Genomic DNA, 20,152 nt, shown 5'->3' on the forward strand with positions numbered 1-20,152 from the left:
GAATGCCAACTCAAGAAGCGAAAGCCCATCGCGTCGGCGAATGGGCAAGTCTGCGCAATACATCGCCGGAAATAGCCGAAGCCATTTTTGAAGTCGCACATTATGACGAGAAACTGGCGGAAAAAATTTGGGAAGAAGGTAGCGATGAGGTACTCATCAAAGCCTTTGAAAAAACAGACAAAGATTCGCTCTTTTGGGGTGAACAGACTATCGAACGTAAAAACGTCTAGTGCTCAGACTCCCCCGCGAACACGGGGGAGTTTTTCTTTTACTTAGCCGCCTCATTCAGCACGCTGTCGAACTTATCTATCGGGCAAAAACCATCCGCATCTATCGGACATCCTTTCAGCTCCAGCGTTACACGCTGCGCCGGGGATTTCAGCGTCAGGACATCTGCATTACGCAACTGCTGCGAGCTCTGATACACATACTCGATTTTTATCAGATCACGATTTGCTTTGCTGTCATGCCAGCGCTGGAAAACAATCTTCCCGCCAATCGGCGTACGCTCGTTCTGAGCGTGAAGCTGGTACGGTTTGAAATCCAGCGCAGTAAGCAGCGATGCGATGTTTGAGTCATGCCCCACCAGCACGGTTATTTTCGGTGCTTTCGCGCGATCGGTAACCAGCGCATTATCAATATATTTCACCAGGGGTTTGGCGACGTTCTGCGCCACTTCCGGGGAGGTGAACAGGCTGTCCTGATAGCCGTTTTTCAGCTTCGACAGAACCTTCCACTGCTGATCCGATTTAATCTCGCCCCAGGCAACCTTGTCCATCGGGAAGCCTTCGTAATATTGCAGCGTGAAGGCATCAACCAGCGAATTCCCAACCTTCAGCGGCCCCGAAACACCAGGCTCCTGCTGGTATTTCGCGCTAAACGTATCTTTGGCATCGGTCAGGGAACACTGTTGTTTTTCTTTGCAAGACGGTGAGTCTTTGTAGTCAGTTATTTGCTCAAGCAGCTGATAGCTGTCGTTGAGCTGCATTTTACTACGCTCTTTCTCCATGGCCTGAACGGCCTGCTGGCTGAAGACGGCGGAATCATCGGTGATCACCGGATTAAAGGTAGGATCCATGGTGCCCATTTTTTCCTGATGATGGACCGGAACATCGCAACCAGGGAAAGCACCGGTGACAAAGAACTGCGCCGTGGCGACCGTACGCTGCAGGCTGTTAGCGTAGGTATAAACCGTGTCCGGCGCTGGGCATTCGCCCGATTTCACCATCCCCTGCTCTGCCAGCCACTCTCGCATGTAGTGGCCCATATAGATTTCCAGCACACCGCCTTTAGTAGTGAGTTGTCCGCCGGGGACATCCCATTCTGGCCATTGTTTGGGGGGGGACTGTTCAAGAACGCTGCCATTATTGGCTAAAGGTGCACGTAAGTTATGCCGACTCATCATCAATACTTGTTGAAGCTGATACCCTTCCGGCGCGGTCTGCGCCTGCGCGGCGGTTGACAATAATACAGCCCCTGCCACGGCTGCGGCGATTAACGATTTATTCATCCCTACGACCTCTTGTTGTTATCAATCACAACAGAGTGTGACAGAAATATGACATATTTCCGGGAACGCTTTCGCAAAACAGACCATCTAGCGTGTCGTTTTAACACCAAACTCGGTTTCGAGTTTACGAATGCCAAGAGGTGTAAAGATGACATGGCGGCTGCCCTGTTCGGTTTTTATCCATCGCTGTTCACTGAACCAGCGCAGCAGCGTTGCGCCAAGCACACCACCAGGATGATAACGTCGTTCGCTCCAGTCCAGACAACCGCAGGTTAACTTCCGCCGGGATGAGCCCGCCGCCAGGACAATCCCCATCTGTGCCAGCTTTTCCAGCCCAAGAGGAGTCAGCGTTTCACCATCCGGCGTTAACCACTGACGGGAAACCAGCGTATCGAACAACCTCACCGCGACCTCTCCGGCGAGATGGTCGTAGCAGGTGCGGGCATGCCGCAAACCTGACGGTGTAGTGATTCTGCGGGGCGTTGATGTCGCCCACGCAACGCCCATCAGACGTTCCAGCAGTTCAGCGATATCGGAACCTGCCAGGCGGAAATAACGATGTCTGCCCTGCGCCAACGCGACAACAAAACGTTGTTCGCACAGACGCGCCAGATGCGCGCTGGCGGTCGACGCGGATATATCCGCCACCGCGCTGAGCTCAGTTGCAGTCCAGGCGCAGCCATCCATTAGGGCGCACAACATACGCGAGCGCGATTTATCGGCCATCACTGCCGCAGTGAGTGCCATTTTCGACTCCAGATCGCCCTCTTCTTCATGTAATATCACGGATGCCATAACGACCTCATTGGCCCTGAATCTCTGAATTAACGATGCCATGAAAGTCGCGCAAAGTCACCGCACCGGTCACACAGCACGCAGCATCATCTCTGTACCCAACCCGACCAGACAAAACAGAAAACAGCGTTTAAACACGAGCGGAGAAATAACCCTTCGCACACGGGTACCTATCCATTGGCCAATCAGCGCAGGAACAATGGCCAAAGCCGACAAACTTAGCGATTGTATGGGCAGCGCGTTGTGCCACCACAGACCCAGCGCCAATGCCAGGGTCGAAAAGGTAAAAGAGATCCCGAGCGCCTGCACCAGTTCATCTTTCTCAAAGCCGAGGGACTGGATCCAGGGCACGGCGGGCATCACAAACACCCCGGTTCCGCCGGTCAATAAGCCGGTCACAAATCCAATAACGAGGGAGTACGGTTTTTCACGCTGCGGGGCCACCGCGATTTTCTTTCCCGCCAGCGTCCAGATAGCGTAGGCCACCAGCGCTACGCCGAGTGCAAACTGAGTTCGGGTGGTATCACCACCGGTAATCCAGGCGCTGGCAAGCAGTGTCGCCACCACTACTGGCAGCAGCATTGGCCACAGTCGTTTTAGTAATTGGCGTGTATTTCCACCACCGCCAAACTGGAACAAATTGCTTATCAGCGAAGGCAATAACAGCATGGCTGCCGCGGCAACCGGCGAAATCAGCGATCCGAGGATCCCCATAGCCACGGTGGGTAACCCCATACCCGTAACGCCTTTCACCATCCCGGCGAGAACAAATGTGGCGGCAATCATCACCACCAGAGCGGGTCCAAACGCGAAAGAACTCGTCATGTTGCACTTTCCTGAAAAGAGAAGATGACTGATTCTGGACGTTAATCACCGTGTTTGCTTCGCCAGGCAACGAAATATGCCTTTCTGGGGAGGGCGACGTGATAAAAAATGCCGGGTTTCCCCGGCACATTAATCAGAACGTTTTCGCCCACCACAACCGAAGTTTCATGCCCCAGTAGCTGGTCCAGCCGCTGGTGGTTGATACCACCCGACCTTGTGACATCACCACCAGCGTGGGCGTGACGCTGATCGCCCAACTGCGGGAAATGGCCCCGTTCGCATCATTGATGACTGGAAAGTCCACGCCTTTTCGCGACAGCCAGCGAGATACCTCAGCTTCATTTCCGGAACGTAACGCAATGGTCATCACATTTTCCCCTTCCGAACGCAGCCTGGCGACTTCCGGCGTCGTGAAGCGGCATACGCCGCACCAGCTCGCCCAGAAATAAAGCAACACCGGCTCGTCTTTGCTGAGCGCCGCCAGCGTGACGGTTTCACCATCCAGCGTTTGTAAAGGCGTGCTGTCAAAGGAGGCAGGGAGCTGCGGCGCGCGCCAGGCATCCATCAGCAGCATCGCCCCCGCCAACAATGCCAGTAAGATCAGCCCTTCGCGCAGCCAGCGGCGCAGTTTACTGAGCATTGGCCGCCGCCAGTTTTTCTTTTACCACTTCCTCAAGGGTTTCCCACGACACCGCACCGGGAATAAGTTCATCACCAATAATCGTTGCGGGAGTTCCCTGCACTCCCACCAGTCTCGCCAGTTGCAGGTTAGTACTCAGCGTTTCAGCACTTTGGGCATCCAGCGTCACCGGACTGGCCCCCGATTTTTCCTGCGCCTGTTTGATACTGACGTCGGTATGATAGCCCTTCTTCTGCATCAATTTTTCATGTAATGCCAGGGACTGTTGCGGATGCTCATGCCAGGTGGTCAACACGGTCCGCGCCGCCAGTTCCGAACTTTCACCTTTAAACGGCAGCGGTTTAATCACCACCGCCACGTCAGGATATTTCTGCACAATTTTTTCCAGCATTGGATCCAACTGCTTGCAGTATGGGCAGTTGTAATCGGTGAAGTTTATCAGGGTCAGTTTCGCCTGCTTCGCGCCAAGCCGCGGGCTGTTGGGATCGTTAAACAAGGCTTCCTGAATTAATGCTTCAATTTGCTTTTCCTGTTCCGGGGTAAACGGCGCAGGCTCTTTCGCGATACTGACGGCAGAAAACAAGGTTAACAGCAGAACAATCATCATTTTCATGGGGTTACTCCTTTGGCATCATTCAACGTTTGCAGTACCGCATCGCGGGTTAACAACGTGGGTAACGCCTGGCCATCCGGCAGACCGGGGCCATAAATTTGGTTATACGGCACAGCAACCTGGCCGCGTTTTTTTAGAAATTCGGTAATAGCTTCAGAAGGGAGTGTCCAGTCGCCGCGCAGCGCCACCACATCCGGCTGTTGCAATGCGGCCTGTACGTCTTCTTTATGCAACACGTTGTATTTGTTTACCTTACAGGTGATGCACCAGTCGGCTGTGACGTCAATGAACACGCGCTTATGTTGCGCCAGCGCATCCTCAATCGCCTGCTCGCTTAGCGGTTGCCAGTTCACGCTTTCTTTAGCGCTACTTTGTCCGCTAAACCCTAAGTGTGGGAGCAGCAACGTCGCAAGCCAGATAGCCGAACCCAGCATCATCACGCCAAGCAGACGCCGCAAAATATTCATCCACCGTCCAGGTCGCGGCAAACGCAGCGCCAGACCGGGACGCAGGGCCACCAGCAGCCACGGTAAGCTCATCCCCAGCCCAAGTGCGATAAACAATCCCCACAACGTCGGCAGCGAAGCGGTCAATGCTACCGCCACCGCCGTTCCCAGAAACGGGGCACTGCACGGCGTGGCAAGCAGTGTCGCAAATGCACCTTGCCAGAAATGTCCCGACAGTCCGTTGCCGCCGTGAGTCGCCAGCGTGGTGGTCATTGCAGAAGGCAGGCGGAATTCAAACCACCCGAACAGGCTGGCGCTGAACGTCAGCATCACCAGTACCATGACGCCAATGAACCATGGATTCTGAAACTGGATCCCCCAGCCAAGGGCCTGATTGGTTAAACGCAGCACCGTCATCAATAGCGCCAGGGCCATAAACGAGACCAGTATTCCGGCTACCGATGCGAGGAACTGACGACGGATCTGGCGACGACTTTTTTCCTCGACCAGCAAAATAGAGCCCAGCTTCATGCCTAGAACCGGTAACACACAGGGCATCAGATTGAGGATAAAACCACCCAGCAGTGCCATTAACACCACTTGCCACAGTGGGAGTGAGGCGTTCTCAACAACCGGGGCTTCGCCAATCGCCAGACGACTCTCCTGGGCAACACCGTTATCTGCCAGCACCAGCGTGACTGACTTACCACGCAGATCCGGCGCGCCTTCTCCCCAACCGTCATGTACAGGTACCGTAGCGCGTAACGTCTCCCCCTCAACATGAATTTGCGGCATGCCAAAATCCGCATCATCAACAGCATCCAGATACAGCCCTGGTTCAGTCCAGCCTCCCGCACGGCGAGCCTCGACGACTAACTCTCCCGCCCGTGCGCCAGCGCTCAGAACATCGGTCAGGCCGCTGGCAAGTGGGATCTGTCCCATCGCCTGAGCATAGTCATGTGCAAAAGTCGGGTCCTGGGCTGTGGGCGTCACGGAAAAAGGAAAATCCGTCAACAGGCAAACGTTGCTACAGGTAGATAGCGTCAAAACGCCGCTGAGCGTGGCGGGCGCTCTACCGCGCACCACCATCGGAAACGTCACCTTATCGTGATACCCCTGGGTAGTGATATTGGCGACCTCAAAACGAGCAGGGGTTGGCCAGGACCAGTCGACCGCAGGCATTTCCCCTTTCCAGGCGATAGCAGGCGCAACGCCCCCCTCGCCCGGAGAACGCCAGTAGGTTTTCCAGCCGTCCTCCAGTTTGACATCCAGCAGCAGACGGGTTTCTCCGCCTGCGGACGTATCAGCGCGTAACCGCACGCTGGCGTGATCGTTATCGGGTGAACGCAGCCAGCCGGGTTCAGCCGCCCAGGATACGGGCAGCCATAGCAATAACAGACAGAGCAACGCCTGTCTGAAAACAGTCATCATAGTTTTTCTCCGTGAATAATTATCTAACAGTCAGCAACGGCTGTTCTGTCATTCACGGAAGACGCAAAATCGGAGATGCACCCGGAGAGTGGGCGGCGAGATGGCTCGCGGTGGGAAAAAAGGTAGACGAAACGCCCGTACTGGCGCCAGCAATGACAGCAGCAGGCACAGCACCAGAATAGCACCTTCAAACAGTACGGGTGGCGCAGCCAGTAATGACTTCGCGCTCAGTTCACAAGGGGTAACGGGTGAGGCCTCGTCGGTCTGCACTTGTGCGCTGGCGGCAACGCTTGTAACGGCGGTATCCATCTGCAACGCGTGCAGGCCCGCCATGCGTTGTGCGGTGCAAACCATCACCACAACACATGCCAGACAGAGGAACCACCATCCCATCCGTTGACGTTTCGCCATTATACCCTCACTCATTGATGCGAGTTATCTTAACCACTCGCCAGGTTTTGGCAACCTTTACGCTGTAAAGTTATGTCCTGCTATCTGCTGGATATACCGCGATTTCAATCAGATTGAGATCGGGATCCCTGACATACACCGAGCGAATAGGTCCTGTCGCACCGGTACGTGCAACGGGCCCTTCAATAATCTCGACTCCGTGGGTTTGAAACGTCTCCATCACCTCTTCCAGCGTACGCGTGGTGATAAAACACAAATCCAGCGCCCCCGGCGTTGGCGCGTAGGCTTTGGGTTCAAACTCTTTTCCCCGAATGTGGAGATTGATTTTCTGATTGCCAAAGACGAAGGCTTTCCGACCTTGCGCGAAGGTTTCCAGCCTCATGCCTAAAAGCTCGACATAGAAACGAACGCAAGCCTCTTCATGATTGGTGGTTAGTACCAGGTGATCCAGGTGGTCAATCATAGCGATATCCATTTGGGTTGCTCATCTCTGACACTTACCCTATTCATTCACGCACGACAAGAAAAAGAAAATCTACGGGGGTATTTGCAGAACTTAGCGCAATACCTTGCTATTCACGCTTTAAAAACGAAATGATAATTAATCATATTACGTCTTCTTTTATTACACTATAACATTGCTAAAAATACCCCTGAAAATATCACGCAAGTTATCATTCACTATTTACGAAGAATGCTTGCAGATAATTCAATGACAGCACACAAATAATGCCTGCTACGTACTGATGCGTAAATGAAAGTAAGGGTCAGCGTATTTTCAGAAGATTCCATTATTATATCCAGGCGCAATGAATAACGTATTCATTAGCAGAAGATTTGTTTATTAAATGTTATTTAGAGTATATGGAAATGAAAAAATATTTATTACCCCTGATTGGGTTACTTTTTACAGTTAGCACTCAGGCAGCATCATTTACCGACGGCAAAGAGTATATCACCCTGGAAAAACCTGTCGCTTCCGCACCGCCGGCGCTGAAGTTTTTCTCATTCTACTGCCCTTCCTGTTATCAGTACGATGAAGTTTTTGAAATCACTGATAACGTGAAAAAAGTATTGCCTGCAGATGTCAAACTCACCGAATACCACGTCGACTTTTTAGGTCCGCTGGGGCAAGACATGACCCACGCCTGGTCCGTCGCCATGCTGTTAAATGTACAAGATAAAGTTAAGCCGTTGCTTTTTGATGCCGTTCAGAAAAAACAAACCGTTAAAACAGCGGACGATATTCGTAACGTATTTATCAGCGCGGGCGTCAGCGCCAGTGATTATGATGCGGCATGGAATAGCTTTGCCGTGAAATCACTGACCGCTAAGCAGCAAGAAATGGCGAAGGCAGTTGATTTAACCGGTGTGCCCGCCATTTTTATCAACGGAAAATATATGATCAATCCAAAAGGACTGAAGTCTGATGACCTTAATGCATTCGTGCAAAACTATGCTGATACGGTCCGCTTCCTGATAAGCAAATCCTGATGTTTAGCTAATCTCATTTTTCGTACCACACAACAGATGCCGTAACCTCAACTGCGCTGTTGGTGGTGCAATGCCTGCATCGTTTATCGCAATATCCTCCCTTCCCGGTTGGCATTCGCCGTTATCAGGATTACCCTAAACTTAGCGGTGATACCTGTTGTCAGGGTTCACCTTCTGCAAGTGTTGATTTACACGAGAGAACGCTATGGAATTAAAGGATTATTACGCCATTATGGGCGTGAAACCGACAGACGATCTCAAGACAATCAAGACCGCCTATCGTCGACTCGCCCGTAAATATCATCCTGATGTCAGCAAAGAGACTGACGCGGAGGCCCGGTTTAAAGAGGTTGCAGAAGCCTGGGAAGTATTGAGTGATGAGCAGCGACGCGCCGAGTACGACCAGCTGTGGCAGCACCGCAACGACCCACAGTTCAGCCGTCAATTCCAGCAAGGAGAGAATCAAAGCTACAGCGCCGAAGATTTCGACGATATCTTCTCCTCCATTTTTGGTCAGCGTGCGCACCAGTCGCGCCAGCGCCCTGCCAGCCGCGGGCACGACATCGAAATCGAAGTTGCCGTATTCCTCGAAGAAACGCTTACTGAGCATAGCCGCACTATCAGTTACAACCTGCCAGCCTACAATGCGTTTGGCATGGTAGAACGAGAAATTCCTAAAACGCTGAATGTGAAAATTCCGGCTGGCGTCGGTAACGGCCAGCGCATCCGTCTGAAAGGCCAGGGCACCCCCGGCGAAAACGGTGGGCCGAACGGTGATTTGTGGCTGGTGATTCATATTGCGCCGCATCCGCTGTTCGATATCGTTAATCAGGATCTGGAAGTTGTCGTTCCCCTCGCGCCGTGGGAAGCTGCGCTGGGTGCGAAAGTAACCGTTCCGACGCTGAAAGAGAGCATCCTGCTGACCATTCCTGCAGGCAGCCAGGCCGGTCAGCGGCTACGCATTAAAGGCAAGGGTCTGGTAAGTAAAAAACATACCGGCGATTTGTATGCGGTGATCAAAATAGTCATGCCACCGAAACCTGACGACGCCAGTACCGCCCTGTGGCAACAACTGGCGGATGCACAAAAGACCTTTGATCCGCGCAAAGAGTGGGGGAAAGCATAATGGCTAACGTTACCGTCACTTTTACCATTACCGAATTTTGTCTGTACACCGGTGTGTCAGAAGAAGAGCTGCATGAGATTGTCGGCTTAGGGGTGATAGAACCCCATGAAGACGAGACGTTTGACGATCATGCGCTGACTGTAATGCGTCGCGCGGTGCGCCTTCGTCAGGAGCTGGAACTTGACTGGCCAGGGATTGCCGTTGCGCTGACGTTGCTGGAAGAAAATGCTCAGTTACGCCAGGAAAACCGCCTGCTGCGCCAGCGCCTGTCTCGCTTTATCAGCCATCCTTAGTGTGTCAGGACCAGCATGGTGCTGGTCCTTTTATTATCCGCCCCGCGCTCTTAATGACATTGCCCAGCAGATGGCATACAGTCTCAGATAAGAATTATCTTAAACAATAAGACGTTGAGTCATGCAGCTTAAACCCCTCACGAAAGGTCGTTTTCACAACATCTGGCAGCAGGATGATGCCTTGATTGAGAAGATATTTCAGGAACTGCTCTCTGAAACGCAGATTCTCCAGGAAGATGAGTATCTATACCGCCAGGGACAGGTTGTCGATCGACTGATCATGGTGCAATCCGGAAGAATTTCGCTGCGTTACAGCGCGGAGAATGGTCGCCGATTCCAGTTGGGCGCCATGGAATGCGACGAGCAGCTGTTTGGTGAAATGGAGTTTTTTACCGGGTATCGCTGCCAGCTTGATATCGTCGCGGAAGAACCACTGACCGTAGCGGTGTGCAGCTGTGACCGTCTGGAAGAAGCGCTGAATCAGCATCCCAGACTGGCGATATTTTTTGCCAGTGCAATGGCGATTGATTATCAGGATATGCTGGAAATCTTCCTGCACCGGATGCTCTACCCTATCGTACATAACGTGGCGTATGACCTGTATCGCCAGCATCAGAACAAGCAGCCGATGGATGGTTTCCATAAAAAATACCAGGAAGCTGAGCGATTCGGCACAACCGACCGGGTCTATCGGCGGGCGGTTAAAGCGCTGACGGATGCCGGGCTGGTAACGCGAACGAAGCAAGGACTGGAAATTAAGGATCTGGATGGGCTGCGTAAATTTCTCGGCAATGACATCATTGACTGACACACCAACTCTCGTAAACAGAGCATTGGTGTGTCATTTCGGCGCAATCAGAACTTATAGGTGAGATTGAAATAGTGACCGAGCCCGGTGGTTCGCCCTGCTCCGCCGTGGTTTTCCATCAATGCCATGTTACGGAAATACTTCAGGCCATAACCGACTGCATAATGCTCTGAATGCCAGTAGATACCGTTATACCATTCAATCGCGTTATTGCTGTATAACGGTTGATTAGCAATCTTATTCGCGGCGAACTGGTAGTCAAAGTACCCCTGATAGTTCAGATAACTGCCGTTGGCAAAGGTATAGAATGGCGTCGACCAGTTAGTCGAGAACATGTAACCATCCCACTTTCCTTCGTTATCCGCACCGTAGTTTTCACGAACATAATGCGCATAGATGTTCATTCCCACCAGACCAAACCACGGGACCTTCACATCTGTACCCAGACCAACGTAATGTTCAAATAATTCCCGGTCGCCAATGTTATTGACCGTTGCAATATAGAATTCGTTAAACGGCCCAACGGATAAATCTTTATTAAAAATGGCGTCCAGGGAAAAACGTGGAGATATCTTGGCAAAGAAGTTATCACCACCGTGACGATCGTCCTTCTCGCGATCCAAAATATCAAAGAAATCCACATAACCGTACAGATCGATAATGCCAGAGCGTGCACCAAACTCCAATTCCAGATAGGTGTCATTGCGAATACCATATGGCACTTTCGCGTCCACACTTTGCATTAAGTTCATCTGCATCCAGTTAAAATCATTTTTACGGATGTTGCCATCAGTATAGTCAGCCGCGAATGCTTGCATACAGCTCATTGCCACTACTGCACCCAGGATTGTTTTTTTAATCATTAATTTATTCTTTTTCAGCATTTTCAATTCCTTTGAGTAAGGTTGAGTATCGCCTCACCATATAAATGGTGTGGCGACTGGCTATTTAATTAAAGAGGTAAGTATTATTAGTGCTTTTAATTACGTTTGAGTTTTAATGTCGCCATTAACATAACAAAGATAATTAAATACAACACCGGTATTGCGTACATAATTTTCTGTAATCCCATTGTTTTTTCCATGAGCGCGCTGATCGCCGGACTAAACATGGCCCCGGCACTGCCGCTAATTAAAATATAAGAAACGTTCTGACTGCTCGCACGCTTCACGAAAGAAACACCATAGGCAATAAATGAGTTATACAGCGCAGCACAGACAAAGCCGTAACTGTAGGCCAGATAATCAAGCCCGGAGATATTATCCTTCGTGACGATAATTGTGGTAATAATGCTAGCCAGCAAAATAATACTTAGCAGGAAATAATGTATCTTCACCCGAGAAACAATGACGGTTGATACTAATGCCCCGACCAGCGCAGCGCCCCAGTATTGCGTAATAATATTTCCTGCTTCTTCAAAGGGAATGCCAAATTTGTTCTTCACAAATAATGGTGCCCAGGTCAGGAAGGTGTACAGCGCCAGCATACCTAAGAACAGGCCAATGCCTCCGCTGATAATCCCTGGATTCCACTCCGATTTTACCTTGTCTGTCCGATCTGCCGTGGGCGACGTCTCGCAGGCAGTAAAGCGGGTGAGCGCCACAACGCCCAGCGTGAGTAAGGCCACCATACCCACGCTCAGATAGCTGTAACTCCACGACATATTGTGCGTCAGGGCGAAGGTGGTGATCAGCGGGAAAACTACACCCGCGACGTTGAAAGTGGCGTCCTGCACCACCAGCATCGTACTTTGAATACGATCCTGCCAGACCGATACCACAATCGTTCCTGCCACGCACAGACCGATCCCACCGCAAAAACCCACCAGGGTCATGGCGACCATCACCGGCCATAAGCCAGGGCTTAAGTGCATTACCAGAGCGCAAAGGAACACTATCGAATAGATAATGAGCGTCATACGCTTCACACCGATTTTCTCAATCAGGAAAAAGGCGGCGATGGTGCCGGCTAATGCTCCACCATTGAGCAACGAAAATATCGAAGCAACGGTATTCACATCGGCACCGTAGCGTACTGCAATCGGTTCGATTAGCATACCGAACTGACTGGCAAACCCTGCCATAATAAAATTTGCCAGAAAACTAATCAGCGTAAGTGCTATTTTATTCTTCATATAATGCCATCTCTGATTGGTTCAATTAAAAGCCGGAACTAAGCGGTAACAGCAGTATTTAGCGCCAGCTCAATCATGTTGTTAAAGGTCAATTGTCGTTCTTCTGCCGTTGTTTCTTCTCCGGTCAGGCAATGATCGGAGACAGTTAAAATAGCCAGCGCTTCAATATTAAACTGATGCGCTAAAGCGTATAAGCCTGCTACTTCCATATCTACACCCAGTACACCGAATTTTTCCAGTGCCGGTATTAAATTTTCGTCAGGATCGTAATAAAGATCGCCGCTGAAAACATTGCCGACTTTAATATCGATACCCGCCTTCTGTGCCAGCGTCCACGCCTGCTGTAATAATGGGAAATAGGCAGATGTTGCCATCGCATAGCCCGCGCTACGTTTTAAATTTGTGACTGAATCCGTTCCGGCGGCGACGGCCAGGATAATATCGCGCATTTTGACATGATGTTGTGTTGCGCCTAAACTGCCGACGCGAATAATTCTTTGCACACCAAAATCATGTACCAGTTCATGGGCATAAAGCGTCATTGAAGGAATGCCCATTCCATGTCCCATCACCGAAACAGGTTGCCCAAAATATAAACCGGTATAACCCAGCATATTACGTACATTGGTGACTTCGCGGTAATCCATTAAATAATTTTCGGCAATAAATTTAGCACGGAGCGGATCGCCCGGCATAATAACGGTTGGCGCGAAATCCCCTGGCTTGGCATTAATATGTGCAGTCATAACAATTCCTGAATTATGGGTATTGAAGATATGCAGGGATTGTAACCAGACGTTTGTGAGGTGATTGAGGACAAAAGTCCTGCTCAGAGGATCGGCCTCTCATTTTTGAGAGTTAGTGGTGCAGGTAAGTGGTAAAACGGAACACAGCGTGTTGGTCTTCTGGCTTGCGGTGAATAACGTCAGCACCCAGCGCAAAGAAGCAGTACGTTGCTCATGGCAAACGTGCACTGCCAGATAAAGGCGAGGACCGCGACGGGAACCAGGCACAAGAAAGCGCCTCACCATCCGATTGTGGTCCCCCCAGATATCCCCTCACCAGCGGCGTGGCTACTACCGTCGCCAGCAGCAGGGGCTTACGATTCCCATTTATAATCCGTATGCAGAATAGCACCATAGATAATTGCATTTCTGTCTCTTGCCGCTCAATATTGTTTTTAAAGGAGGCTTATTGTTATTATCGTTTTCCATTCTAAGATTGAGTTATGCATGCCATGATCCCATTTAGATTTAGTGAGATGACTCACGCCGATATTCCTGCTGTTCAGTCGTTCCTTATTGAGCATCTTAATTTATTCTTCAATGCCGGCAGATCCATGCCTTCTGCCGAAGAAGATCTCTTTGATCTCGAACAACAGTATCTGTTACAGGAAAGAAATTTATTGCTTTGCGCATGGAGTGAAAAACAAGAATTAATCGCCACACTGGCGGTATGTCAATATAATGATCGTATTACTGAACTGCGTGGGCGCTATAACTTGCGTGAAACGGCAGAAATTTGTCGTTGCTACGTGGATGAGCGCTATCGTAGACAGGGGATTGGCAGCCAATTGTTTGCTTTAGCAGATGTATTCTGCCAGCAACATAAATATAAAATTTTGTATCTTCATACCCATCATTTTTTACCAGGAGGTTATCACTTCTGGTTGCGTAAAAATTTTAAGGTGATTATGGATATGCAGGATGAATGGCAATTGGTACATATGGAGAGTTCGCCAAAAAAGGACTCAAACGCTAATCCGCAGCATTTTTGATGGTAATCAATATGTTTTATGCGCAGAGATTGAATCATGCTTTTAATTTGATCAACATCAATCAATTCTCATTTAGCTTTCTGTTGTTATTTTCATTTATAGCAACACACAGAGCAATGCATCTGCATCCTTTTGTTTTTACTAATTATTTTCAGGATGACATTATCTTTCTACCTCTTACATTCCATGGTTGACCTTGTTAACAATTGCCGTTAGAGTCGCTTTTGACAGCATTTCATTACATTTTGTGTATGAATAGGAATATGGTGAGAATTATTTAATTCAATTCCATAACTGCCCCCGCAACTGTAGGCGGATGCAGAATATCCTTGTGTGGCTAATAAGCCACAGGTCACTGTAAAGTTTATCTTTATGGGAAGGCTGATATTCTGATTACCGTGAGTCAGGAGACCTGCTGTCAATGATGTATACCATTGAGTGGACGGGATGGTCCATGGGATGAATTATTTGACACCAGCAGTAGTGTATTTATGAATAAGATTTTGGCTAAGTCAGTATTACTTGCATTTTTCGCATATCTTTATTCTTAAATTTCACGATTCAATGTCATCTATCTTCATGTCTCCTCCCGATATATGGAATGAAATGAGCCATGACCAGACCTTAAGATTCTGGCATCAACGGGACGATGACAATGCACGCTAATTCTACCTTTTACTCCTCTAAAAAAACGCTTCTGGCAATTTTTGGTACCACTGCTCTGCTGCTCGCTTCCGGTTTTTCTGACGCGGCAAAAACCGAATATCCTCTGACGATTAAAAACTGTGGCCGCGATATTACCTTTAATCAGGCACCAACGCGCGTGGCAACGGTGGGTCAGAACAGTACCGAGATCCTCTATTCATTAGGCCTTGCCGATCGCGTCGTCGGTACTTCATTGTGGTTTGGCCCGGTACTGGACGCCTATAAAACAGAAAATGAAAAAGTTGCCGTTATTGCGCAAAATATTCCGAGCTTTGAAGGGATTTTGGCTAAAAAACCAGATCTGATCGCCAGCCAGTTTGAGTGGCAAATCGGCCCGGCTGGCACAGTTGCCTCTTATGAACAGTTTAGTGAACTGAAAGTTCCTGTTTACACCGCGCCAGCTGACTGTGCGAAAGATAACGAAGATGGTGGTGATGGTGTCCGTAAAGGGATGTTTGATATCACCATGGTGTATCAGGAAGTCGCCGATCTGGCAAAAATCTTCGATGTTCAGGATAAAGGCGAAGCGCTGATTGCCAGCCTTAAAGCACGTGAAGCCGCAGCGAAAAATAAAATTACCGGTATTGATAAGAATGTTTCCGCCGTGTTCTGGTTTTCAAGCGCCGATTTACAGCTCGATCCTTACGTTGCCGGGAAGTTTGGCCCAGCAGCATGGATAGCCCAAACACTGGGTGTGAAGAATGTGATTGATTCTGCCGAAGAATGGCCAACAGTGGGCTGGGAAACTATCGCTAAAGCTAATCCTTCTGTCATTGTGCTCGGCGAGATGAGCCGTCGCCGCTTCCCGGCAGATGACTGGAAGGTCAAGATGGAATACCTCAAGTCCGATCCTGTCACCAGGCTGGTTCCTGCCGTTAAGGAAAACCATCTGCCGGTCATTGACGTACAGACAATGAATGCTGGGATCAGAACTATTGATGGGCTGGAAAAACTGGCTGATGCCCTTGTTGAATATGGCTTAGCGCATCCGCAGGCTGCTCATTAATCTACGTTTTGCGCTATATCCTCGCACGGTATAGCGCATCTCTGTTACTCAGGAACGCAGATAATCATGAGTGATCCACGCAGGATGCGTCGTGCCGTTGGTCTGCTTGCGGTGAGAGTCGGTGGGCATGCCGTCTGGGTCAGTGCGCTGATGTGCTGCGTGCTGCTGGCGGGGATTTCCATCGGCGAAACGCTGATCCCCTGGCGGCATGTGCTCAGTACGCTGGCAAATCATCTTTTTGATACCCACTATCCTGTCGATGCGCTGGATGCTGGGATCGTCTGGAACTATCGCCTGACCCGAGCGCTGGTCTCTGCCAGTTGCGGTGCCTGCCTGGCTGTTTCCGGCGTAGTGTTACAGTCGTTGCTACGCAATGCGCTCGCCGAACCTTATCTACTGGGGATTTCTGCCGGAGCATCCACCGGAGCGGTGCTGATTGCTCTCACCGGGCTTGGGGCCGGCATTATCAGCATGTCATTGGGGGCTTTCATTGGCGCGCTAACGGCATTTATGTTCGTTGCACTATTGGCAATGGCTGCTGGCGGTAGACAAGGCGGCGGTGTGACAACCCAAATCATTCTTGCCGGCATCGCCAGCTCGCAGCTTTTCAATGCAATTACGTCGCTAATCATCACCCGCTCAGCAAATGCCGAGCAAGCGCGCGGAATTATGTTCTGGTTGTTAGGTAATTTGAGCGGTGTACGCTGGCCCGATGTTGTCTTAGCCATTCCTACCGCTCTGGTCGGTATTGCGCTGTGCTTTTGTTATGCCCGCCATCTCGACGCCTTCTCCTTTGGCGCTGAGTCTGCAGCATCGTTGGGCATTCCAGTAAAACGTACCCGTGCAGTACTGATTGCCGCCGTCACCGGCATGACGGCAATTATGGTCTCCATCGTTGGTGCGATCGGCTTTGTCGGTCTGGTTATCCCGCATGCCGCTCGTCTGCTGGTCGGCAACCAGCATCATCGACTGCTGCCAGTCAGTGCGCTTACCGGCGCGATTTTCCTCATTATCGCAGATGTTATTTCCCGCACGTTACTCCCCGGTCAGGTTCTACCAATAGGCGTGATCACCGCTCTGGTTGGCGCCCCTGCGTTTTCAATCATTCTGATTAGAGGAAACCAGAACAAATGACGGTGAATCTCGTATCCCCCCTTGTGAACTCTGCACAAGCCGTTATTGAAGCCTGTAATCTGCGATGGAAGGTAAAAGGCAAGACGATTGTTGATGATATTTCACTCAGCGTAACGCCTGGTGAGTTTGTCGGCATCATAGGTCCCAACGGCTCGGGCAAAACGTCACTGATTTCACTGCTGGCCGGTTTATTGAAGCCGACTTCCGGGCATATCACTCTGCAGCAAAAGGCGCTCCAGCATTATTCGCGGCGTCATCTTGCGCAACAGGTGGCGCTGGTCGAACAACAGGCTGAAACCAGCGAGCGTCTTACTGCTTTACAAGCCGTTTCTCTGGGGCGAACCCCCTGGCTTAGCATGCTCTCCCCCTGGTCCGCCAAAGATGACGATATTGTGCAAACTATGCTGGAAAAGGTCGATCTCAGTGAATTACAGCATCGCTGCTGGCATACCTTTTCAGGGGGAGAAAAACAGCGCCTGCATATCGCCCGGGCGCTGGCGCAACAACCACAGTTGTTGCTGATGGATGAACCCACCAACCACCTCGACATTCAACATCAGATTGGCCTGTTGAGTCTGGTTAAACGTGAAAAGCTCACGGTGATTGCCGCTCTGCACGATCTTAATCATGCCGCGATGTTCTGCGATCGCGTCATCGTCATGACGTCCGGACATATGGCGATGCAGGGGAAACCTTGCGCCGTTTTTACCCGCGAAAACCTCCACTCCTGGTTTGGAATCGACGCCATCATTGAAAAGGATGCGGGTGGTGAAAATTGTTTTATTCGTTATCAACGGCCTGATGAATTTTAAGGAAGAATCAATGAAATACCTCAAACAGAGTCTGCAAATTTTGTGTTTACTCGCCTTCGCCTCTTCTGCCTTCGCACAAACTCATGAAGTGTTGATGAAAAATCGTGGGACTGGGGGACCAATGGTCTATGAGCCAGATTATCTGGAGATCCAGCCAGGGGATACGGTGAAGTTTATCCGTAAACATAAGAGCCACAACGCGGCGTCAATCGCTGAATTGTCTCCGGCTGGCTATCCTGGATTTATGGGAAAAATAGATGAAGAGATCGAAGTTACTTATGACAATGCCGGGTTCTACGGCATCAAATGTACACCGCATTACGCTCAGGGCATGGTGATGCTGATTAAGGTTGGAGATGCCTCGTTACCAGAAAGCTACCGCGCGTTCAAAGCGCCGGGTATTGCTGACAAGCGCTTTCAGGAAATTTACGCGCGTATCGATAAACGTTAATCCGCGATACTCAGGGAGGTATACGAGGTGGCAGATAATAAACTTCCAGATGGCGAAATCCAGGAACAGCGTAGGGAATGCCTGTGTAAACTGACTAAATTTGTCGGTGCCGCAGGCGTCGCGGCTGCCGTCTGGCCGCTGGTTTCGGCCTTGGGCCCGGATGAAAAAACGCTTGGGGAAAATGAACCGATTGATGTCTCTCTTGCAGGTGTTGCTGCTGGACAAACAGTCAGACGTGTATGGCAAGGAAGCTTGATTCTTATACACCATCGCACCCCGGATGAAATTATTACTGCCAGAAGTGCCGACCTGGATACGCTTATCGACCCACAGCCAGACAGCGCCAGGGTCTCTGCAGCCCATCCTCAATGGCTGGTGGTTCAAGGTTATTGCCCACATGCCGGGTGTGTACCCAACGCCCGACCGGGGGGGATGGGTTGGATCTGTCCGTGCCACGGTTCAGAGTTTGATACCTCCGGGCGCGTGACGCGCGGGCCCGCAACTGCCAACCTGGCAATCCCAGACTACGTTATTCATTCCGATGGGCAGGTCGTGCGTATTGGCACGAAGGAAGCCTGAAATGAGGAATGAGCTTGTCTATTCGCTTCGCGGGCGTATCCCCTTCCCTCGCTCTGTTGCTGGACTCTGGGTATTTGCAATCGGCGCTATCCTGCTAATTATGCTCGGGGTGCAGATCTTTACGGGTATCGTGCTGGCGATGTTTTACGTGCCGACAGCTGAGCTGGCATTTGACTCCATTATTCATATTATGCGCGCGGTTCGCCATGGAGAGCTGTTACGCAACATGCATGCTATTGGCGCGTCGCTCTTTTTCTTTGCCTGCTATCTGCATATTTTTCGTGGTATGTACTACAACGTTTACCGCAAGCCCTGGACGACAATGTGGATGGTTAGCGTCACGCTGTATATCCTGCTGATGATAACTGCGTTTCTTGGTTATAGCCTTATCTGGGGGCAAAAAAGCTACTGGGCGGCAACGGTCATTACCCGCTTTGCCCAGGCTATCCCGCTGGTGGGTGATTCAATTTACGCATATTTAGTCGGCAGCCATACGCCGGGGACACCGATGCTTGGCCGCTTTTTTGTTATCCACTTTATTCTTCCCTTTGTGATTGTCGTCGCCACGGTTATCCATATACGTACCGTACAGTCGGCGTTTGCCCAGGCGATGAAAAAGAAGTTTAGTGAGAAAGAGTCCAGGAGTCTGTTGTTCGATTACAAAATTACCGATCTCGATGCTATCAAAATCACCCTTTTTTTAATGGTTTTCGCCTGGTTTTTATTCTTCGCTCCGCACTATCTGAGCAGCGCCGACAACTTTATTGCTGCGGACCCAACGATTACACCCGCGATTGTTGCGCCAGAATGGTATTTCCTTCCCTTCTTCTCTATCTTGCGCTGCTTCCCGAATGAATTCGTGGGGCTAGTCGCGATGTGCGGCTCAATACTGATTTTCTATTTTCTACCCTGGCTTGATACTTCCCGGGCTCGTTTTCGCCATTACAGCAAACTGGTTAAGTGCGGATTCTGGCTATGGGTTATTAATGCCTGCTTTTTAGGCTGGTTAGGGTCGAAAGCGCTGGTAGGCCCGGACCTTTTTGATGGCTTTCGTAATGAAGAGGGCTGGATCCGTGCCGCATCCCAGCTTTCGACACTGATTTGGTTTGCCTGGTTTTTAATCGTCTTACCTTGCCGTCGTTTTTTGGAAAAACAGGATTGA

23 protein-coding genes and 1 riboswitch are annotated in these 20,152 nt (G+C 50.4%); of the genes, 12 read left to right on the plus strand and 11 right to left on the minus strand.

Going from position 1 to position 20,152, the window contains the following annotated elements:
* Positions 1–2: 2 nt before the first annotated feature.
* Positions 3–230 (plus strand): YccJ family protein, encoded by a 228-nt coding sequence (locus tag OGY72_RS17005; RefSeq protein WP_003036015.1) that lies wholly within the window; start codon positions 3–5, stop codon positions 228–230.
* 38 nt (positions 231–268) lie between these two features.
* Here the strand turns inward: OGY72_RS17005 and agp are convergent, their stop codons facing one another.
* From agp to OGY72_RS17045, 8 genes are all read right to left on the minus strand, one after another.
* Positions 269–1,510 (minus strand): bifunctional glucose-1-phosphatase/inositol phosphatase, encoded by a 1,242-nt coding sequence (agp, locus tag OGY72_RS17010; protein WP_286548431.1) that lies wholly within the window; start codon positions 1,508–1,510, stop codon positions 269–271.
* Between the two features lie 87 nt (positions 1,511–1,597).
* The gene (locus OGY72_RS17015; protein ID WP_286548433.1) at positions 1,598–2,305 is read right to left on the minus strand and encodes an ArsR/SmtB family transcription factor; all 708 of its coding nucleotides are present in this window, start codon (positions 2,303–2,305) and stop codon (positions 1,598–1,600) included.
* Positions 2,306–2,374: 69 nt separating this feature from the next.
* Positions 2,375–3,130 (minus strand): sulfite exporter TauE/SafE family protein, encoded by a 756-nt coding sequence (locus OGY72_RS17020; RefSeq protein WP_286548434.1) that lies wholly within the window; start codon positions 3,128–3,130, stop codon positions 2,375–2,377.
* 133 nt (positions 3,131–3,263) lie between these two features.
* The gene (locus OGY72_RS17025; RefSeq protein ID WP_048214488.1) at positions 3,264–3,770 is read right to left on the minus strand and encodes a protein disulfide oxidoreductase; all 507 of its coding nucleotides are present in this window, start codon (positions 3,768–3,770) and stop codon (positions 3,264–3,266) included.
* Complete coding sequence (locus tag OGY72_RS17030) at positions 3,760–4,383, minus strand: DsbA family protein (RefSeq protein ID WP_286548437.1); 624 nt, start codon at positions 4,381–4,383, stop codon at positions 3,760–3,762. The genes OGY72_RS17025 and OGY72_RS17030 overlap by 11 nt, the downstream gene beginning before the upstream one ends.
* Positions 4,380–6,260, minus strand: coding sequence for a cytochrome c biogenesis protein CcdA (locus tag OGY72_RS17035; protein WP_286548438.1), 1,881 nt, complete (start codon positions 6,258–6,260; stop codon positions 4,380–4,382). The genes OGY72_RS17030 and OGY72_RS17035 overlap by 4 nt, the downstream gene beginning before the upstream one ends.
* A gap of 48 nt (positions 6,261–6,308) precedes the next feature.
* A complete protein-coding gene (locus tag OGY72_RS17040) occupies positions 6,309–6,671 on the minus strand; it encodes a hypothetical protein (protein WP_003832041.1) in 363 nt (120 codons plus the stop codon).
* A 70-nt stretch (positions 6,672–6,741) separates the two neighbouring features.
* Positions 6,742–7,146, minus strand: a complete 405-nt coding sequence (locus OGY72_RS17045) for a VOC family protein (protein WP_003832040.1) — start codon at positions 7,144–7,146, stop codon at positions 6,742–6,744.
* 395 nt (positions 7,147–7,541) lie between these two features.
* Between OGY72_RS17045 and dsbA the strand changes: the two genes are divergently transcribed.
* The 4 genes from dsbA to OGY72_RS17065 all read left to right on the plus strand — a co-directional run bounded on the left by dsbA (position 7,542) and on the right by OGY72_RS17065 (position 10,392).
* Positions 7,542–8,165, plus strand: a complete 624-nt coding sequence (gene dsbA, locus OGY72_RS17050; protein WP_267385054.1) for a thiol:disulfide interchange protein DsbA — start codon at positions 7,542–7,544, stop codon at positions 8,163–8,165.
* A gap of 205 nt (positions 8,166–8,370) precedes the next feature.
* Positions 8,371–9,291: a curved DNA-binding protein gene (cbpA, locus tag OGY72_RS17055; protein WP_286548446.1), complete on the plus strand. Its 921-nt coding sequence runs from the start codon at positions 8,371–8,373 to the stop codon at positions 9,289–9,291.
* Positions 9,291–9,584 carry a chaperone modulator CbpM gene (gene cbpM / locus OGY72_RS17060; protein WP_003832033.1) on the plus strand — a complete coding sequence of 98 codons (294 nt, stop codon included), beginning with the start codon at positions 9,291–9,293 and terminating at the stop codon, positions 9,582–9,584. Before cbpA ends, cbpM begins: the two co-directional genes overlap by 1 nt.
* 121 nt (positions 9,585–9,705) lie before the next feature.
* Positions 9,706–10,392, plus strand: a complete 687-nt coding sequence (locus OGY72_RS17065; RefSeq protein WP_063941862.1) for a Crp/Fnr family transcriptional regulator — start codon at positions 9,706–9,708, stop codon at positions 10,390–10,392.
* A gap of 47 nt (positions 10,393–10,439) precedes the next feature.
* Here OGY72_RS17065 and OGY72_RS17070 read toward each other — a convergent pair whose 3' ends face one another.
* The 3 genes from OGY72_RS17070 to deoD all read right to left on the minus strand — a co-directional run bounded on the left by OGY72_RS17070 (position 10,440) and on the right by deoD (position 13,272).
* Positions 10,440–11,276, minus strand: coding sequence for a nucleoside-specific channel-forming Tsx family protein (locus OGY72_RS17070; RefSeq protein ID WP_126318540.1), 837 nt, complete (start codon positions 11,274–11,276; stop codon positions 10,440–10,442).
* A gap of 95 nt (positions 11,277–11,371) precedes the next feature.
* On the minus strand, positions 11,372–12,526 hold the full coding sequence (gene tsgA, locus OGY72_RS17075) for an MFS transporter TsgA (protein WP_063941861.1): 1,155 nt from the start codon (positions 12,524–12,526) through the stop codon (positions 11,372–11,374).
* A gap of 38 nt (positions 12,527–12,564) precedes the next feature.
* Positions 12,565–13,272 carry a purine-nucleoside phosphorylase gene (deoD, locus tag OGY72_RS17080; RefSeq protein ID WP_032942921.1) on the minus strand — a complete coding sequence of 236 codons (708 nt, stop codon included), beginning with the start codon at positions 13,270–13,272 and terminating at the stop codon, positions 12,565–12,567.
* Positions 13,273–13,763: 491 nt separating this feature from the next.
* On the opposite strand from deoD, the gene OGY72_RS17085 reads away from it, so the two are divergent.
* The 7 genes from OGY72_RS17085 to OGY72_RS17115 all read left to right on the plus strand — a co-directional run bounded on the left by OGY72_RS17085 (position 13,764) and on the right by OGY72_RS17115 (position 20,152).
* Positions 13,764–14,303, plus strand: coding sequence for a GNAT family N-acetyltransferase (locus OGY72_RS17085; protein ID WP_188048025.1), 540 nt, complete (start codon positions 13,764–13,766; stop codon positions 14,301–14,303).
* Positions 14,304–14,514: 211 nt separating this feature from the next.
* Positions 14,515–14,737, plus strand: a riboswitch (cobalamin riboswitch).
* 221 nt (positions 14,738–14,958) lie between these two features.
* Entirely contained in the window at positions 14,959–16,014 is a 1,056-nt protein-coding gene (locus tag OGY72_RS17090; RefSeq protein ID WP_003832024.1) for an ABC transporter substrate-binding protein, read from the plus strand.
* A 66-nt stretch (positions 16,015–16,080) separates the two neighbouring features.
* On the plus strand, positions 16,081–17,148 hold the full coding sequence (locus OGY72_RS17095; RefSeq protein WP_003832023.1) for a FecCD family ABC transporter permease: 1,068 nt from the start codon (positions 16,081–16,083) through the stop codon (positions 17,146–17,148).
* Positions 17,145–17,960, plus strand: coding sequence for an ABC transporter ATP-binding protein (locus OGY72_RS17100; RefSeq protein WP_003832021.1), 816 nt, complete (start codon positions 17,145–17,147; stop codon positions 17,958–17,960). Before OGY72_RS17095 ends, OGY72_RS17100 begins: the two co-directional genes overlap by 4 nt.
* Before the next feature lie 10 nt (positions 17,961–17,970).
* Positions 17,971–18,411: a pseudoazurin gene (locus OGY72_RS17105; RefSeq protein ID WP_032934409.1), complete on the plus strand. Its 441-nt coding sequence runs from the start codon at positions 17,971–17,973 to the stop codon at positions 18,409–18,411.
* A gap of 27 nt (positions 18,412–18,438) precedes the next feature.
* Positions 18,439–18,990 (plus strand): ubiquinol-cytochrome c reductase iron-sulfur subunit, encoded by a 552-nt coding sequence (gene petA, locus OGY72_RS17110; protein WP_286548451.1) that lies wholly within the window; start codon positions 18,439–18,441, stop codon positions 18,988–18,990.
* Position 18,991: 1 nt separating this feature from the next.
* Entirely contained in the window at positions 18,992–20,152 is a 1,161-nt protein-coding gene (locus tag OGY72_RS17115) for a cytochrome b (protein WP_286548453.1), read from the plus strand.

Origin of the sequence: Citrobacter sp. Cpo221 (genome assembly GCF_030332345.1) — a bacterium.
In the GTDB taxonomy this organism is placed as follows: Bacteria; Pseudomonadota; Gammaproteobacteria; order Enterobacterales; family Enterobacteriaceae; genus Citrobacter; species Citrobacter portucalensis.